19 protein-coding genes are annotated in these 17,104 nt (G+C 62.1%); 9 read left to right on the top strand and 10 right to left on the bottom strand.

Going from position 1 to position 17,104, the window contains the following annotated elements:
• Positions 1 to 5 precede the first annotated feature (5 nt).
• The 6 genes from N7568_RS15130 to N7568_RS15105 all read right to left on the bottom strand — a co-directional run bounded on the left by N7568_RS15130 (position 6) and on the right by N7568_RS15105 (position 6,477).
• Complete coding sequence (locus tag N7568_RS15130; RefSeq protein ID WP_261610605.1) at positions 6 to 908, bottom strand: carbohydrate ABC transporter permease; 903 nt, start codon at positions 906 to 908, stop codon at positions 6 to 8.
• Positions 909 to 910: 2 nt separating this feature from the next.
• Positions 911 to 1,831, bottom strand: coding sequence for a carbohydrate ABC transporter permease (locus N7568_RS15125; protein WP_261610604.1), 921 nt, complete (start codon positions 1,829 to 1,831; stop codon positions 911 to 913).
• A gap of 35 nt (positions 1,832 to 1,866) precedes the next feature.
• Complete coding sequence (locus tag N7568_RS15120) at positions 1,867 to 3,201, bottom strand: extracellular solute-binding protein (RefSeq protein WP_261610603.1); 1,335 nt, start codon at positions 3,199 to 3,201, stop codon at positions 1,867 to 1,869.
• 206 nt (positions 3,202 to 3,407) lie between these two features.
• Positions 3,408 to 4,409: a LacI family DNA-binding transcriptional regulator gene (locus N7568_RS15115; RefSeq protein WP_261610602.1), complete on the bottom strand. Its 1,002-nt coding sequence runs from the start codon at positions 4,407 to 4,409 to the stop codon at positions 3,408 to 3,410.
• Between the two features lie 158 nt (positions 4,410 to 4,567).
• Complete coding sequence (locus N7568_RS15110) at positions 4,568 to 5,359, bottom strand: TIM barrel protein (protein WP_261610601.1); 792 nt, start codon at positions 5,357 to 5,359, stop codon at positions 4,568 to 4,570.
• Positions 5,356 to 6,477 (bottom strand): Gfo/Idh/MocA family oxidoreductase, encoded by a 1,122-nt coding sequence (locus tag N7568_RS15105; protein ID WP_261610600.1) that lies wholly within the window; start codon positions 6,475 to 6,477, stop codon positions 5,356 to 5,358. The genes N7568_RS15110 and N7568_RS15105 overlap by 4 nt, the downstream gene beginning before the upstream one ends.
• Before the next feature lie 107 nt (positions 6,478 to 6,584).
• Here N7568_RS15105 and N7568_RS15100 point away from each other — a divergent pair, with 107 nt between their 5' ends.
• Positions 6,585 to 7,592, top strand: a complete 1,008-nt coding sequence (locus tag N7568_RS15100; protein ID WP_261610599.1) for a LacI family DNA-binding transcriptional regulator — start codon at positions 6,585 to 6,587, stop codon at positions 7,590 to 7,592.
• A gap of 44 nt (positions 7,593 to 7,636) precedes the next feature.
• Complete coding sequence (locus tag N7568_RS15095) at positions 7,637 to 8,323, top strand: TetR/AcrR family transcriptional regulator (protein ID WP_261610598.1); 687 nt, start codon at positions 7,637 to 7,639, stop codon at positions 8,321 to 8,323.
• 1 nt (position 8,324) lies between these two features.
• Here N7568_RS15095 and N7568_RS15090 read toward each other — a convergent pair whose 3' ends face one another.
• The 3 genes from N7568_RS15090 to N7568_RS15080 form a co-directional block, all read right to left on the bottom strand.
• Positions 8,325 to 8,972 (bottom strand): LytR C-terminal domain-containing protein, encoded by a 648-nt coding sequence (locus N7568_RS15090; RefSeq protein WP_261610597.1) that lies wholly within the window; start codon positions 8,970 to 8,972, stop codon positions 8,325 to 8,327.
• Between the two features lie 58 nt (positions 8,973 to 9,030).
• Positions 9,031 to 9,330, bottom strand: a complete 300-nt coding sequence (locus N7568_RS15085) for a type II toxin-antitoxin system VapB family antitoxin (RefSeq protein WP_011773432.1) — start codon at positions 9,328 to 9,330, stop codon at positions 9,031 to 9,033.
• Between the two features lie 92 nt (positions 9,331 to 9,422).
• Positions 9,423 to 9,551: a hypothetical protein gene (locus tag N7568_RS15080; protein WP_261610596.1), complete on the bottom strand. Its 129-nt coding sequence runs from the start codon at positions 9,549 to 9,551 to the stop codon at positions 9,423 to 9,425.
• Between the two features lie 95 nt (positions 9,552 to 9,646).
• Between N7568_RS15080 and N7568_RS15075 the strand changes: the two genes are divergently transcribed.
• The 7 genes from N7568_RS15075 (at position 9,647) to N7568_RS15045 (ending at position 16,016) form a co-directional block, all read left to right on the top strand.
• Positions 9,647 to 10,861: a hypothetical protein gene (locus tag N7568_RS15075; RefSeq protein ID WP_261610595.1), complete on the top strand. Its 1,215-nt coding sequence runs from the start codon at positions 9,647 to 9,649 to the stop codon at positions 10,859 to 10,861.
• Between the two features lie 62 nt (positions 10,862 to 10,923).
• A complete protein-coding gene (locus tag N7568_RS15070; RefSeq protein ID WP_261610594.1) occupies positions 10,924 to 11,664 on the top strand; it encodes an alpha/beta hydrolase family protein in 741 nt (246 codons plus the stop codon).
• 122 nt (positions 11,665 to 11,786) lie between these two features.
• Entirely contained in the window at positions 11,787 to 12,182 is a 396-nt protein-coding gene (locus N7568_RS15065) for a hypothetical protein (protein WP_157731655.1), read from the top strand.
• A 180-nt stretch (positions 12,183 to 12,362) separates the two neighbouring features.
• On the top strand, positions 12,363 to 12,752 hold the full coding sequence (locus N7568_RS15060; RefSeq protein ID WP_261610593.1) for a hypothetical protein: 390 nt from the start codon (positions 12,363 to 12,365) through the stop codon (positions 12,750 to 12,752).
• 183 nt (positions 12,753 to 12,935) lie between these two features.
• Positions 12,936 to 13,328, top strand: coding sequence for a hypothetical protein (locus N7568_RS15055; protein WP_261610592.1), 393 nt, complete (start codon positions 12,936 to 12,938; stop codon positions 13,326 to 13,328).
• Positions 13,329 to 13,455: 127 nt separating this feature from the next.
• Positions 13,456 to 14,376, top strand: a complete 921-nt coding sequence (locus N7568_RS15050) for a hypothetical protein (protein ID WP_261610591.1) — start codon at positions 13,456 to 13,458, stop codon at positions 14,374 to 14,376.
• A 224-nt stretch (positions 14,377 to 14,600) separates the two neighbouring features.
• Complete coding sequence (locus N7568_RS15045; RefSeq protein ID WP_439898989.1) at positions 14,601 to 16,016, top strand: stealth family protein; 1,416 nt, start codon at positions 14,601 to 14,603, stop codon at positions 16,014 to 16,016.
• On the opposite strand, the gene N7568_RS15040 is transcribed toward N7568_RS15045, so the two are convergent.
• The gene (locus N7568_RS15040) at positions 15,994 to 16,977 is read right to left on the bottom strand and encodes a phosphodiesterase (protein ID WP_261610590.1); all 984 of its coding nucleotides are present in this window, start codon (positions 16,975 to 16,977) and stop codon (positions 15,994 to 15,996) included. The two genes, N7568_RS15045 and N7568_RS15040, sit on opposite strands and share 23 nt — an antisense overlap.
• Positions 16,978 to 17,104 lie beyond the last annotated feature (127 nt).

Genomic DNA, 17,104 nt, shown 5'->3' with positions numbered 1-17,104 from the left:
CCCGTTCAGGTTCCGGCGAGTCCCGTCGTCGCGACGCCCTTGATGATCTGGCGCTGGAAGAACAGGAAGACAACGATCAGCGGCAACGCCGCAAGCAGTGCGGACGCCATGTTCTGCGCGTACTGGATGCCGTACGCGCTCTTGATGGTTTGCAGGCCCACGGGAAGGGTCAGCAGGTTGCCGTCGTTGGTGGCGATGAACGGCCACAGGAAGTTGTTCCACGCGCCGATGAAAACGAAGATCGCGACGGCGGCCAGGATGGGCCGGGACAGCGGCAGGATGATTTGGGTGAAGATCCGCAAGCGGCTGGCACCGTCCATCACGGCCGCTTCCTCGAGCTCGCGCGGGATCTGGTCGAAAAACTTCTTCAGCACGAACACCATGGCGGGGTGGATGACCTGCGGCAGGATGATGGCCCACGAGGTATCGATCAGGTTCAGCGCCAGCATTTGGTAGAACAGCGGGATGATCAGCACGGGTGGCGGAATGATGATGGATGCGATGATCACCGTCATCAGCACCTTCTTGCCCTTGAAGTCGATCCGTGAGAGCGCGTAGGCCACCAATGCCGAGATCACCAGGGTGATCGCCGTGATGGCCGCCGAGGTGTAGAGGGAGTTCCAGGTCCAGAGCGGGATGTTGCCGTCCTGGAAGACCTTGACGAACGCTTCAGGAGTGAAGCCCGACGGCGGCAGCCAGGTCACGTCCGGAGCTGCGGCATCCGTCTCGGTCTTGAAGGCGGTGGCCGTGGCCCAGGCGAACGGAATCAGCCAGAGCACGGCAATGAAGGCCGCTACAGCGATGGCCGCGATCCTGCCGACCGTCAGCTTCTTGCGCGGTTGGCGGATTTTGAGGCTGTTGGCGGTGGTGGCGCTGGGCGCGGGACGTGTGAGGGTAGGGGTTGCCATGGTTATGCACTCCTGCGGCGGGTGATGACGAACTGCATGACCGAGATGACCACGATCAGTCCGAAGAAGATGTAGGAGATGGCTGCCGAGTAGCCCAGCCGGTAACCGGTGAACCCGGTCTCGAAGATGTACTGGACCACTGGCCGGGTGGATCCACCGGGGCCACCTGCGGTCATCTGGTACACCTGATCGAAGATCTTCAACGACGCCAGGATCTGGAGCAGCACGATCATTACAGTGGTGGGCGTCAGCTGCGGCAAGGTGATGGAGAAGAATTGGCGCCACGCTCCGGCGCCATCAAGCGATGCTGCCTCGTAGTGCTGGGCGGGAATGTTCTGCATCGCGGCCAGGTAGAGCAGGAAGTTGAAGCCCACAGTCCACCAGAGAGTGGCTATCACGATCGCCCACATGGCCACGTTCGGATCGTTCAGCCAGGCAACCCTGGGGAGGCCGATGCCGGTCAGGAACTCGTTGATCAGGCCAAGCTGAGGGTTGTACATCCAGGTAAAGAACAGTGAAACCACCGTCGAGGCCAAGAGGTACGGCGCAAAGTAGGAGAGCCGCCACAGCCACTGGGCCGGTACCCCAATGTTGAGGAGAGCCGCCATCACCAGGGCCACGAGGACCAGCGGGACGGTGCTGATCACTGTGAAGTAAAGGGTATTGCCCAAGGAGCGCCACATATCGGCGTCGGCCAGGGCTTCGGCGTAGTTGGCGAAGCCCAGCAGGCTGTCATTGGCCCCGGTGAGGGATTTGCCCGTGAGGCTCATGTAGAAGCCGTAAAGAATGGGCCAGACGAGGAAAACGAGGAAGAACGCCAGGAACGGGGTGGCAAATCCCCAGCCGCTCAGGTTGCTTCGGGTGCGGCTCCCGGGTTTGCGCAGGCTCTCCGGCCTCGGCCGGGACAGCGTAGAGGTACTCATGAAAGGACTCCTTTGTCGCTCGGTGCGTGGGCCGGTCAGACCGGGTTGGGACGGGAGAGGAGGGTGTTGGTGCGTTGCTCGAAGGCATCCCATCCTGCGGCTGCCTTGTCCCTTCCCAGGAGGACGTTCTGCACGTTCTCCGCGAAGTAGGTCTGCCAGTCCGAGCCGGAGCCACTGAACCAGGACTCGGGATCGTAGGCGATGATGTCCGCCGCGTTGGCATAGTGCACCTGGGGTGTGAGTTCGCGGTATGCCTGTGATTGGACCACTGGCTGATAGCCGGGGATGTGTCCGGCTTCGGCCCAGGACAGCGATCCTTTGAGGACATCCGTGACGAACTTGTAGACGTCCCGGCGTTTGTCCTCGTTGAGCTTCAATTGGCGCGGGAGGACAAAGGAGTGCGAGTCCGCGTAGGAGGCCGGGGTCCCGTACAACGTGGGAATTGTGGCAGCATCAACGGGTATGCCCGCCTTTTTCATGGTGGGCAGTTCCCAGACGCCGCTGAACAGCATTCCTGAGCCGCCGCGGGCAAACTCCGCAATGCCTGTGCTGATGTCGCCGGCTTGGGCTGCGATGGTGTCGTCAAAGAGGGACGCCATGAACTCGAGCGACTCGATGGCCGCATCGCGGTCCACTTTCATCGGCTGGCCCGGGGTGAGCTCCATGTCAGCGCCGTGCTGCTTGTAGAGGGTGTAGAACAAGCGCCACATCTGCGAACCACTGCCCAGGTAGCCGAAGGACAGTCCGTGGGCCTTGGTCACCTTCTGCATTTCCAGTGCCATGGCCTTGAATTCCTCAGGCGAGTTCACCTCTTGGAGCTGCCCGTTGCTGGCCAGTACTCCCGCTTTGCCTGCCACATCCGTGTTGTAGAACATGACGAACGGGTGGGAGTCCAGGGCGATGGAGAAGACCTTGCCGTTGTGCTGGCTCTTCTCCCAAATCCTTGGAGCGAAATCCGAAGCGGTCACGCCATTCTCCGCGAGCAGGTCCAGGTCCCACGGTTCGATGAGGCCGCCGGGCGCGTATCCGGGGACCCGGCTTGCATGCATGATGGCTACCTCTGGGGGGCGCCCTCCTGCCGACGCCATGGCCAGCTTGGTGTAGTACGGCGGTCCCCATGCCAGCACCGTGGGATGCACTTTGAAACCGGGATTGGCCTGGTTGGCGCTGTTGATCATGGCCTGCATCTTGATGCCGTCACCGCCGGACAGGAGGTGCCAGAACGCGATGTCCTGGACCGTGGAAGCCTGGGCCGCACCTCCACAGCCTGTGAGGCCGGTGGCCATGAGGCCTCCGCCAAGAAGGGCCGAGCCCGTCAATAACTGTCTCCGGGATAACTGTTTCCCGGTCAAAGATTCAAACTGCTTCACCCGTCACTCCTTTGGATGGGTCCGCTGAAAGGTCACTGCTTTACTGCGCAAAATCCGGCTCCGGCGCGTCCCGCTCTCGGGTAGTTGGTGGCCCCGGGGGTGACGCAGGTCTCACATTACATCGATGTAATAGTGAGGGCAAGACAAAATTGTTAGCGCGCACAATTTAGGGGACAGCTATCGTTTCCGCCTCGACTGCTGCCGGTTCAGCCCCTGCTGCTATCCCGCTCCACAATCCTGTAGTCGATTTCAACCAGACGCTGCCCGTGGGACCTGTCGGACATGCGCTCGGTCAGCAGACGCAAGGCTTCGGTGGCAATGGCCCGTTTGTCGAAGGACACCGTGGTCAAGGACGGAACCGCGTAACGCCCATCCACTACGTCGTCGAAGCCGGCCACCGCAATGTCGTCGGGGACCCGCAGACCCCTTTTCCAGAGAGTATTCAAGGCGCCGATGGCCATGGAGTCAGTGAAGCAGAAGAGGGCCTCCGGCAGTGGGTGTCCGTCCAGGTATTCCATCAGTGATTCGGCAGCTGAAGCAGGGGTCCAGGTGTCACAGGAAATCAGCAAGGACTCATCCAGCGGAATCCCCAACTGCTGGAGTGCGGCCTGATATCCACCGGTTCTCTGAATGGCCGTGGCGGACTGCCTCCCCCGGTTCACCCCCAGGGCAGCGATACGCCGGCGTCCGGGCCTGGCCAGGGCGAGGGTCATGTCCCGCGCGGCTGCGAAGCTGTCCACAAATACGCGGTCGGCCAACTGCTGCGTGACTTCACCCAGCAGGACCACGGGAGGCAGGGCGACGCCCACCTGCACGGCGCTCTCCCTCAGCACCACCGGGTTGAGGATCAGTCCGTCGATGAGGTTGGAACGGGCACGGGTCATCAGTTCGTGTTCACGCTGTGGATCAAGGCCCGTTTCCTCGATCTGGACGCTCCACCCTTGTTCATGGGCAACCTCAACGATGTTGTGGGCGATCTCCGCCGAAAAGGGAGTTCCTAAATCCGGCAGCGCCAGCCCAATCACGCCGGAGCGCCCGTTCCTCAGGCCGCGGGCGGACAGATTGGGGACGTAGTCGAGCTCCGCCATGGCCTGCTCAACCCTGAGCCGCGTAGGACCACTGACAGGCACGACTCCGTTCATCACGTTCGACACCGTTTTGGGCGAAACCCCTGCACGTCGCGCCACGTCCTTGACCGTTGCGCGCAATACGCCCCCTAGCTACAGTGTTGACCGGCGCTGCGAGTGACCGGTTTTCCTTGATGCTACGCGAGTTTTTTGCTCTTGGACGCAGCGCCCCCGCGCAGGCAACGGCCAACGCGGGAGCCTACGGCGCCATCCCGGACACGCGGTCCGGCAGCTCTTAGCTAGCTTTCAAAGGCCGCGCGGAAAGCAGCCAGCGCGGCATCGCCTGATACCAGGCCGCCTCCCCCAGCGGCCTTGGCCTCAAGGCCGACCACCCCCGTGTATCCGGCGTTCCGGAGAGCGGCCGCGACGCCCCGGTAGTTGATTTCCCCGGTGCCGGGTTCGCAGCGGCCAGGGACGTCGGCCACTTGTATTTCTCCTACCCAAGGCAATGCGGCCTGGACAAGTTCGATCAAGTTACCCTCGCCGATTTGAGCGTGGTACAGGTCCAGCATCATCCTGACGTTGGGGTGGTCAACCGCCGAGACCAGCGCCAAGGTGTCTTTGGCCCGCGCCAGGGGGATTCCGGGGTGGTCCAGGATGGTGTTCAGATTCTCCAGCGCGAAGGTCACTCCGTGCTTCTCGCCCAGCGCCCCCAAGCGTTCGAGGGTGCTTCGGCCGGTCAGCCACATCTCACCGGTAGAACGGTGAACCGGTCGGACAGCCCGGCCACCCTCCCCGAGCTCCGCCGGGTGGACCACCATCCGCTCGACACCAAGTTCAAGCGCCACCGGAATCAACTTCTCCGCGGAAGCCAGCACCTCATCGGCACTGCCGGGATCAGTGAGGCTGCCGCCAAAATAGCCGCTCATCGACGAGAACCGGGCTCCAGTTGCTGCCAGGGCCGCGATGTCCCGGCCCCGGGTGTCCCACAACTCCACCTCAAAGCCTTGTCCGTGGATCTTCTCCACCCGCTCCGTCAAGGGCAGGTCTTCGTAGAGCATCTCAGCGCATACGGCCAGGCGGAAGGTCATGCTTTATCCCCCACAGTGAGCAGCGCGGGTTCCGCCGGACGCAGTGCGGCAATGGATGCCACATCAACCGGAAGCCCGGTGTGGGCCGAACGGGTGGCGGCCAGGGCAACGGCCAAGGCGTTCCGCGCGTCGGTTCCGCCAGCAGCCAGGCCCGCGGGAGCCTGGGTACCGTCACGATCAGCCTTGACCGAAGCCACAAAGTGCGCCAGTTCAGCCGTGTACGCATCGTGGAAGAGGTCCACGTTCAGGCGGACGGTGGCCGAACTGATACCGGCAGCGGTGTAGCTCGTGGCCGAGCTGGCCTGCGGGCCTCCGGCGGTCACCATTCCAGCAGAGCCAAAGACCTCTCCCCGCACGTCATAGCCGTACAGTGCATTGAAGTTGGCCTCGGCCACGGCAATGGCCCCGTTGCTGTAAGTCACCGTGACCACAGCGGTATCCAACAGGCCGCCCCCTTTCGCCTCGGGAGCTACCAGCGCGTCAGCCACTGCATGGACGCGAACAGGGACAGCGCCGGGGTTCAGCCAGTTCAAGGTATCAAAGTCGTGGATGAGGGTCTCAAGGAAAATGGTGCCCGGTGCAATCCGCTCCGGATTGGCAATCCCGTCCTTGTGTCCCGGGTCGCGGGTCAAGGACCGCAACAATTGCGGGGTTCCCACAGCGCCGTCATCAATGAGTCGGCGGGCGGCAGCAAAGTCTTCTGCGTAGCGGCGGTTGAAACCGAAGTGGACCGTCACACCCGCGGCCTCCGCTGCTTCCAGCGCCTCATCAAGTTCTTCCACAGTACGGCCGCCCGGCTTTTCGCAGAAGACATGCTTTCCAGCACGCGCTGCCGCAGCTATCAGCCCGGAATGAAAGCGGGCCGGCGCGGAGATCAGGACAGCATCCACTTCCGGATCAGCCAGCACATCCTCCGGGTCAGTGCTGATCTTGCGGACACCCAGCCGGTCAGCCAGTACCTGGACCGCGGGAAGGGCCGGGTCAGCGATTGCCTCGAGTCGGGCATTGGGGATGCGCCGGGCAATGGATTCGGCGTGAAAACTTCCAATCCACCCCGCTCCGATCAGACCAAGACGAACGGGCCGGTCTTCACTGACCGGATGCTGAAGGTAAACCATGAGAGCTCCTGATGAGTATCTTCTAGATCGTTCTAGTTGAACCATACTGACACGGGATTCACGCCTCGTCTAGATCGTTCTATACACTGGTTGCAACTGGAGGAAATATGTCAGAACTGCAGCGTCGCCCCACCCTGATGGACGTAGCCGAAGCGGCTGGCGTCTCGCGCGCCTTGGTTTCCATCGTGATGCGGGGCGCCCCCGGCGCGGCGGAAGCTACCCGACAAAGAGTCCTGCAGGCGGCCAGCGATCTCGGTTACCGGGCAGACTCCCGCGCGAGGCTGCTGCGGAGCAGCAGAACCAAACTCCTGGGCCTCGCCTTCTCCAGCTCACAGCCGTTTCACGCGGAGATTGTCGATGCCGCGTACGCGGAGGCGTCCGCCAAGGGCTATGAGATAACGCTGAGCGCAGTGGCCGGAGGCCGACCTGAGGCCCGCGCCATCGAGACCTTGCTGGACGTCGGCGCCGAGGCGTTGATCATCATCGCTCCCACCCTCAGCGTGGATGACCTGGCATTGCACGCCCGCCAGGTGCCGGTGGTGAGCCTCCTGCGCGATGACGTGGGCGATCTTGTGGATTCGGTCAGCAGTGACGATCATGCCGGCATCGCACTGGCCGTTGACCATCTGGTTAGCCTGGGTCATCGCCGGATCGTCCACGTGGACGGCGGCACTGCAGTCTCGTCGGACAAACGCCGGGAGGCGTACCGCACGGAAATGATCCGGCACCGCCTGCAACCCGTGGTTGTTTCGGGCGGCCCAGGAGAGGAGGACGGCATGGGGGCAGGGCAGATCCTTCAGGCCGATCTGCCAACGGCTGTTATCGCCTTCAACGACAGGTCGGCCCTGGGAATCATGGAAAGCTTCAGGGCCGCGGGAATCAGCATTCCCGCCGATGTTTCAGTACTCGGCTACGACGACAGCAACTTCGCCAAGCTGAGTTACGTCCAGTTATCCTCTGTCAGCCAGGACGCTCCGCTCCTTGCCGCCGCCGCCGTCGGCCGTGCCGTGGACCGGATTGATGGGGCAAAGTCGCCGGGCAGCGTGGTCCGGACACCGCACCTGGTCATCCGCAAAACCACGGCCCGGGCTCCTGAAGGAAACAGCGACACCTGACAAAACCCGCAGCTCTTAGTGACAGATCACTGTAAAGTGTCTATATGCCAAGGATCACGGCCGCCACGAATGCTGCCCAACGCGCCGAGACCCAACGGAGGATTCTCACTGCCTTCGGTGAACTCCTCTTCACCCACGGCCTCCCCGGCCTGACCATGACGGACGTCGCCCGTCACGCGGGCGTTGGCCGCACTGCCGTCTACAACTATTACGCGGACATGGAGCAACTCCTCATCGCGTACGCCTTGGATGAGACCGAACGATTCATCGTTGATCTCCGCGATTCACTGGCGGCGCTGGAAAACCCGGTGGACAGGCTGGCCCTCTACGTCCGCGCGCAAGTGGAAGACCTGAGCCGCCGCCACCTGCCTCCGGGACCTGCCATGGCCGCAGTCCTCTCCCCCGGTTCCTTCGCGAAGCTCGCGGACCACGTGGGCGACCTCAATATCCTGCTGCAGGACATCCTGCAGGATGGTGTCCAACAGGGATACCTCCCGGACATCGACGTCGCGCAGTTGGCGCGACTTATTCACGGAACGCTGTCTGCCAGCGCCGCACGACGCAACCGAACGCCCGACGGCGAGACTCCCCCGGCGGCCCCGGCCACCGACGTCGAGGCCCACACATCGCAAACTGTGCGCTTCATCCAACTGGGTGCGGGTGCCCGCTTCGACGAAAAGGGCAGGCCCCTCCGGTTGGATTCACCATCCCACGACGCCTTGGCCAGCTAGGCTACTGCCCTGCGGGAAGCGTGGGTACGACCGGCCACTTGGAGTTGTCCGCAATCCGCAGGTCTTCCCGCGGGCAGAGCAGCTTTCCCGGGGTCTGGTCCACCAACTGTGGTTCCACCAAGCCCTCATATCCCGAGGTGAGGATGACATCCACGGATTCGTCCTCGCGGTTGTCCTGGAAGTAGTCCGTGCCGGCAAGGTTGCGCTGGATATTGAAAGCGGCCGCTTGCCCCTTTACTCCGGAAACCACAACGCCCACGCCCGTGTAGGCGGTGTCGCTGTTGTCCACGGACGCCACCTTGAAACCGCGGGCCGTGAACTGCTCAGCGACGGTTCCAGCCAGCCCACCACGGGACGTAGCGTTGAAGACATTGAGATTTACCGTTTCGTTCGGAACGTAGTCGAACGTGGTGGTGGGGCACAGACTGGTGGGAGCTTTGCTGGCGATCGCGGTGGGGACTTTGATCACGCCGTTCATGATTGCCCAGGCGCCAACGGCGCCGGCAGCAATCACGCCCACCAGCAGCACAAGAACGATTCCGTGGAACAACCGGCGTCGGAAACGGGTCTTCTGGGCAGCGGCATCCTCGGCAAACGTTGCCCGCAGCTCCGGTCCGGTGACCACGTGGTGGCCGTGAAGCTTCGTCACATCCTTGGGACGCTTAGGTTTTTTTGCTGGGGACGTGTCCACCTCCGGACCCGTCAGCCTAGCCATCGATCACCAGGACGCGTGCGTGGATCGCCGTCCTCTGGTGGAGCGCCGTGCGCACGGCCCTATGGAGCCCGTCTTCGAGGTACATGACGCCCTGGTACTGGACAACGTGCGGGAACAGGTCACCAAAGAAGGTCGAGTCCTCAGCCAACAATGCCTCCAAATCCAGGGTCCGTTTGGTGGTTACCAATTCATCGAGGCGGATAGGGCGCGGGGGCAAGGCAGCCCAGTCCCGCGGCGCCGAGTATCCATGGTCAGGGTACGGGCGTCCCTCGCCCACAGCTTTGAAGATCACCCTGCAAGCCTATGGAAGTTGGCGCCCTAACGGAACTTGTGACCCGCGGCACAGGCAGGTTGTAGCCAAAAGGTGACTTCCGGCGCCTGCTCCTACGGCCCCGGACCTGGACGCCCGCAGATCGCCTTGAGCAACGCCCTGCCCCGGTTCACTGACACATTGAGTTCCTCGGCCACCTGCTCCGTCGTCGGGAACCGGGGCTCCTTGGCATCCTCTGGCATGCACCCCTCCTAAAGTCGTCCGCCGCATTGAACTCCCAACCCCAAACAGCAGTTATGCTAATCGTTGGATTTATCGTTCTGGTTTGGGGGCAGGCATGGGAATTGCTTTTGATGACGGCGCAGCCGACGCGCTGATCACTGCCGCGAACTCCGCCGACGAACTCCTGCGTGCCGAGGGAGGCTTCCTGCATGGGGCCGTGGAACAGGCAGTGCAGGACTTCAACGGCGGCTACGGGCGCCTGTTCAAGGACGCCTGCGGCATCAGGTCCGATGATCGCGGCAAGCTGGCAGGTGTCCTCGCGGCTCTGGCCGAGGACGTCGGCGAGGCCAAGCACAGGGCCCAGCAAGAAAAAGCCCGGCAAAAGAACATGGAAGCCTGGCAGCAACGCGACAACATCCGCAAACAGCACCTGCTCTCCGGGAACATCGCGAAAGCATCCGCGACAGTCGCCACCATGGTCCTGGACCCGATGCCCGAGAGCACACCGGTCCCTGCACCGGCTATTTCAGCGGTGTTTTCTCCGCGGGACCGGCCCCGGTTCGCCGGCGGACCAGGAACCGGAACCACCTCGGCTGACCCGGGCAAACTGCGCGGCTTCGCCTCAGTGTCCCGGACTGCCACGAACACCTTGAACTCACACTTTGTCGCAGTCCGGAACGCCTGGAGCAGCTTCACAGCATCCTGTTCCTGGGTGAACATCGAGACTGAATCGTTCATTGCTGGTTTTGAGCGGCTGCTCGCCGCCAACGCAGCAGACGCCGATTGGATAGAGCAGGTCGCCACCACATTCGAAACAGCAGGCCGCGGCTCTATCGCAGACAGCATGCTCAACGGGCTCTTCATCCAATACGCCACCCCAAACCAAGTGGGTTTGAACGACATCGGAACCATGAGTGCCGCGCAACTGAAGGTGTGGCTCGGTAATGGTGGCACCGCCCGGCTGCGGGAACTACTGACCCAACCAGGACTGGACCCCGTAGCCACAGCCACGTGGTGGTCCGGCCTCGGCCACACCGTCGAGCCCGCCACCGGGAAAGTCACCGTCGGTGAAGAACAGCACCTTCTGATCGATGCACTTCCGGACGTTATTGGGAACCTGAACGGTGTCACCGCGACCGCCAGGGACCTTGCCAACCGCAAAAAGTTGCTGCAGATGCACGACTACTGGAAGAAGTACCGCGAAGAGCACGGCGGAAAAGTTGATGAAGGCTCCCAGGAAGGCATGGTCAACAAAGTCTGGGAATCGCTCTACGACAGCCAGGGCAAGCCAAAACCAATCCTCAGGATCCATCCGACATCCGGCAACTAATCAGCTTCGCTCCCTTTAGTCTCGGGACAGGATCGGAGACCGGGTTCGGTGCATCTATTTCCGTGGGAGACCTCGACGCCGCCAAGCACGTCACCTACCAGCTCCCCGGGCTGGACACCACCATCGGCAAGGACATGGCATCCAAGACCAAACAGGCCAATGATCAGCGGCTTGATCAACGCAAACTCGCCGGTTCCAACGGGCTGGATAAGAACCGGATTGCTGTCGTTGCCTGGATTGGTGTCGAGCCGGCCCAGGGTCTGGGTGTGTTCAGCAACGACCAAGCAAAAGTCGTGGGTCCTGCCCTTCGCAACTACGCGACAGGGGTCAACGCCGTTCACCAAAACCTCGACAACGCAGCCATGACAACAGCAGTCGGGCACTCCATGGGTTCCCTCGGGGCCATGGAGGCAGCAAAAACCGAGCTGCCTGTCGATAACCTCGTTCTCGTCGGGGACGTTGGGGCCCCTGATAACGTGACCTCCGTGAACGATCTCCACCTGAACCCCGGCGGCACCGTATACCGGGGAACCTACGACTGGGACCACGTAGCTGAAGTCGGGCATGGGCTCGGCTGGCAGCGTAAAAGCACCGCAGACCCCGGATTCGGCGCCGTCACCTTCGGCACGGACGGCATCACGGGACCGGATGGTGCCACAGAACTCCCAACGAAAACCCACGACGGACAAACAGGCGGCAAGGACGGCATCTACGGGTACTTCGACAGGAGAACCCAGTCAAGCTATAACCAAGCCAGAATCGCCCTCGGCTTGAATGACCAACTCACGAATGCGACACGATGACAACCATGCACCGCCCCCTTAACAGGAGCATCCTTCCCGCCGCAGCCATCCTTCTAATCACCCTTGCAGGGTGCGGAACAACCCCTGGAACCAACCCACCTACCAGCACCGCGGAGCAAACCATGGACCCAGAACAAGCCCGCACAGAGTACTTCAACCTCTTCAACAAGATTCAGGCCCTCGCCCCCGGCGACTGGGATGTCGCGCCGCCCTCCGAATATCAAGGGGATGTCTGCCGGCTCCCGGACGGGTCTGACGGTACCCAATTCTCAATCGATACCAGTCGAAGTCCGCTGAGCCGGGAAGAAATGGACGCTCTGCACGACAAGGTAAAAACTGTCTTCGTGTCCACGGGGTTCACTGTGAAGCAAGAATCCGATGGCGGCCCGAACTTCGTCAGACACACCGACGTGTTCGGGCCCGACAAATTCGTCATGGGGCTCACCACCGGAAAGTACGAAATAAACCTTGGCGGAAACACCCGCTGCGTTCCCGACCCGGAAGGCAAATTTCGCTAGAAAACGATGACAACCATGCACCGCCCCCTTTACAGACGCGTACTTTCCACCAGTGCCGTCCTGCTGCTGCTCGTGTCCGGATGCGCCGCTGGGTCTTCGGGCAGGAGTGCTGATGGAGGTCTCCCACCCTCTCAAACCGCCGCAAGCAACATGCTTCCCAATGGTGGGAATGGGTTGAATATGACACCGGAAGAGGCCAGAACGGAGTTCTTCGGACTCCTCGATGAGATTCAGGCCTTGTCACCAGGTGACTGGGTGAACGAGGACGTACCGGCAGGTGGATACTGCAACTTCCAGGACACCGGAAGCGGCAAGCAGTTCGCCGGCGGCCGGACCACGGGACCCCTCAGCTCCGCCGAGCGCGAGACACTCAGGCAGAAAGTCTCAGCATTTTATGAATCACGCGGGTACAAAGTTCAGACCCTCGATAAATCAACCACCACGAATAATTTGCTCATCACTACTGCATTCGGACCCGATGGGTTATCCGTCGCCCTATACACGGGCGACCTCGGCACAATAATCGATGGCAGCAGCCGCTGTGTCCCGGACCCGGAGGTAGCAAAATAGCCTCTCCACGGGCACGGTAATGGTTACAGCGGCCAAAGAGGGAATCAAGAAACGTTGAATCGACTACTGATGGTGTCTAGGTCCAGACACGTCCTTACTGCCGCGGCGGTAATTCTTCTCACCCTTGCAGGATGCGGCTCAGCGCCGAGCACCAACCCGCCTATCAGCACCGCGGAGCAGACCATGGAGCCGGAACAAGCCCGCACGGAATACCTCGGCATCTTCATACAAATTCAAGCTCTCGCCCCGGGCGATTGGACGAAAATTACACCCGATAAACCCGGTATGGCGTGCCCCCTCCCGGACGGGACCGAGGGCACTCGGTTCAATTTCGACAGCATGCACGGCGCGATCTCAGAAGATCAGGCTGAAGCGATACATAAGACGGTAAAGGAAGTCTTTGAAAGCAAAGGGCTAAGAGTTGTACAAACCCAGCCCTCGGGGGCGAACCGAGACCAGATCACCACTGGCTTTGGCGATGGCAGGTTCTCCATGCAGCTTGGAACGAGCAGCTTCGGCACCACGCTCGGCGGCAACACCCGATGCGCGCCGGATCCCGAAGGCAAATTCAGGTAGGAAGCAATGACCAGTAAAGTCCGCCGGTACTGGCGCGTCCTTTCCACCAGTACCGTCTATATCCTTCGTGGGGCGTCACAGACGTCACAGCTGTGAGGGTCACCGCGCGGACTGACAGAATAGGGGCATGACTCCACCGCTCCAAGGTACTGACCGGACCGCTGCCCACGCTACGCCTGCCCTGGCGTTGCTGTTGGATGTCGACGGCCCCATCGCCAGCCCTGTGACGCGCGACGTCAAGCCGGACATCATCGTGGACATGGTGGCGCTGGCCTCGGCGGGCATTCCCGTCATTTTCAACACGGGCCGCTCTGACGCGTTCATCAGCGAGCAGGTCATGGAGCCCATGATTGCCGCCGGGATGCCGGCCAACACCGTCATCCACGCCATCTGCGAGAAGGGCGCTGTGTGGTTCAGCTACACGGCGGAGGGCCCCGGTCCCATCCACGTGGACCACGAACTCGCAGTGCCCAAGGCCTACGGCGACGATATACGCCGCCTGGTTGCCGAAGACTATTCCGCGCACATGTTTTTCGACGAGACCAAGCGCGCCATGGTTTCGGTAGAGCAGCACCTGGACGTGGCCAGCGCGGACTACCTGGCCGAACAGAAACTCTTCGACGCCGACGCCCTGGACATCATGGGACGGCATGGTCTCAACGCCGCGATTTTGGACCACCATGCACCGGAATCCGATGACACGGCGGACTACCGGCTGGACCCCACCATCATCTCCACGGACATCGAATCCGTCCGCCTCGGCAAGGACCTCGGAGCCAGCCGCGCCGTCGAACTGCTCGCGGCGCAGGGCATCACTCCGCTCTCTTGGCGGACCGTGGGTGATTCCCGCACGGACTATGCCATGGCAGACTGGCTTCACCACAACGATCACGACGTAAAGCACGTGGACGTCCGGCCCGCAGACGGCGTACCGGTGAAGCCCTACACCATCCTGACGGCCTCTGACCTCCAACTGGCGGACGACGTGATCCACGACGACGCCGGCGGCGCTTTCCTCCGCAGCTGGCGCGAGGCCCTTTCCATCTAACAACCAGCGAGTCCAGTTTCACGCACACCGACGATCCCGGAGACACAGCCATCACACAAGCACAGGTCGATCCGATTTACCACGGCAGCCCCTCCATCGAAGAGGACACGATTGCCGAGGCAATCACGCCTGCCGTCGTTGCGCATCTTAGGCACAGGTCCGACGTCGTCCGTCACCGCGGGCGGTACGCCCTGGTTAACGGCGACCTCACCCCGCAACAGGCCATGGTGTCCGATCTCTTGGCTGTACGGGCCGCCTTGGACGCTGCCGGCGTCGATTTCATCCTGGTGCGCGGCAATGACGAGAGGCCCGTTGTCGCCGTCGACTGGGAGTCGCGCAAGGAGGTCCGGGAGGCGCTGGTGTCGGCGTTCCACAATGAGCCGTTCTACTCCATGACCGTGGACGCAAAAAAGAAGACCTCGGTGCTGGTGGCCGACGGCGAGCTGTCCGCCAACCGAAAATCCCGCATCTTCCGCCTGTACCGCCCCCGCGTCGAAATCGGCGGCGGGCTCTGGTACGGCCCTGCCTTGGGCGTGCAGCTTGAGCTGTGGCGGTTCGAGGGCGACCATCTGGAGCTCCCGGTGGAGAATTCCCTGACCCGCCGCACCATGCTGCGCCAGGACGCAGTGCGCGGCACTGTCCAGCGGCATGGCCTGACGTGGCCCACCATCGAGAACATGTTCGCTGACCATGCCAGCGACATCGACTTCGACATCGACATCGTTTTCTCGTGGGTAGATGGCAGCGACCCCGAATACATCGCCAGGAGGCGCGCACAGCAGGCCGGGGCCGTCCTGGGCGAGGGTGACGACCATGAGGCCCGATTCCGCCAGATCAACGAATTGAAATATGCGCTGCGATCGGTCCACATGTTTGCGCCCTGGATCCGGCGGATCTTCATCGCTACCGACTCCCCCGCACCGGCCTGGCTGGCCGACCACCCATCAGTGACCATTGTGCGCAGCGAGGAGTTCTTCGCGGACAAGTCAGTGCTGCCCACCCACAATTCGCAAGCCGTGGAATGCCAGCTTCACCACATTGACGGCCTGTCAGAGCACTTCCTGTACTCCAACGACGACATGTTCTTTGGCCGGCCCGTTGGCCCGGACATGTTCTTCACCCCTGGCGGCATCACCAAGTTCATCGAAGCTGACACGCGCATTGGGCTGGGCGAGAACGACGCCGAACGCAGTGGCTTCGAGAACGCAGCGCGCGTCAACCGCAAACTGCTGTGGGAGCGCTTCGGCAGGATCACCACCCGGCACCTTGAGCACACCGCGGCACCCCTGCGCCGCAGCGTGGTGGCCCGGATGGAGAAGGAATTCCCGGCCGAATTCGCCAAGACCGCCGGCAGCCGTTTCCGCGCCGCCGACAACATCTCAGTGACCAACTCCTTCTACCACTACTACGCCTTGCTCACAGGTCGCGCGGTGACGCAGACCAACGCCAAGGTCCGGTATGTGGATTCCACCATGTGGGCCGGGCTGCACTACTTGCCCAAGCTCCTTGCCAAGCGCCACATGGACTTCTTCTGCCTGAACGACGGCAGCTTCCCGGAGGTTGAGGCAAACGAACGAGCGGACCTGGTGACCGACTTCCTGGAGAAGTACTTCCCGGTCAAGGCGCCTTGGGAGAAGTAAAGCCACCCGGAGAAACAAGCGGCAGCGACGAGGTGTGCGTGCCCGGCGAAGTGTGGGCACCCACCCGGGACTCATGCGGAATGCGGATGCCGGCTTCTGCCAGCCGCTGCTGAACCTCGGCTGCGTCCAGGGGTTCGCCCACGGTCACACCACCTGACATGGGCACCACTGAATGCACGATCGTGTGTTCATACACATGGATCATGTTGTACGACTGCGCTCCGTCCCGGCCCCGCTGTCCGCCCGCGCGCACGCCCAGATCCTGCGTGTAACACGTGGCTGAGGCGACAGATACCGGAATGCCGGCGAAGCCCGCCGTCGTGGAGTAATGCAGGTGGCCACCCAGGATGGTGCGGACGTCTGTATTGCGGACGACGGCGGCCAGTGCGGCTTGGCCGCGCAGCTCCACCAACACCGCGAGGTCCTGGACGCATGGTACCGGCGGGTGGTGCAGCGCCAGGATGGTGCCGTCGGGGGCCGGAGTGGCCAGTTCGGAGGCCAGCCAATCCAGCTGTGATTCTGACAGTTCGCCGTAATGGTGCCCCGGGACGGTGGTGTCCAGGGTGATGATGCGGAGCCCGTTGACAAAGTAGCTTCGGTCAACCGGGTCATGGGGCCGGCTTGCCTCGGAGGCGTCCACGAAGGCGGAGCGGAAGTTTGCCCGGTTGTCGTGGTTGCCCATGGCCCAGATGGCTTTGGCTCCCAGTGCGTCGCAGACCGGTTCGATCATGTCGCGCAGGCGCTTATACGCTTCCAGCTCGCCTTTGTCCGCGAGGTCTCCTGTGAAGATGATGGCCTCGGGCTTGATCCGTGAGGCGATGATCTGGTCGCAGATCTCCTGGAGTCTGGTTGCGCTGTCCACAGAACCATAGAGCGTGCCTGGACCACCCACCAGGTGAAGATCACTCAGGTGCAAAAGCACATGACCTGGTTTGGGGTACTCGGCCTCGATGAGCTCCATAGCTTGCCTTAGCGTTTGGTGGGAGACGGCGTCTCCCGTATCAATCCAGTAGGGCCAATCCAACCAGACAACAAGCCAACAACTGGCGAATTTCCGGCGGAATGTTGGAAAATTACTTTCCTCCCTT

It is taken from the genome of Paenarthrobacter aurescens (genome assembly GCF_025421775.1).
GTDB lineage: Bacteria > Actinomycetota > Actinomycetes > Actinomycetales > Micrococcaceae > Arthrobacter > Arthrobacter aurescens_B.
Note: the sequence above shows the minus strand (reverse complement) of the source record. Positions and strands in the feature narration are given on the sequence as shown.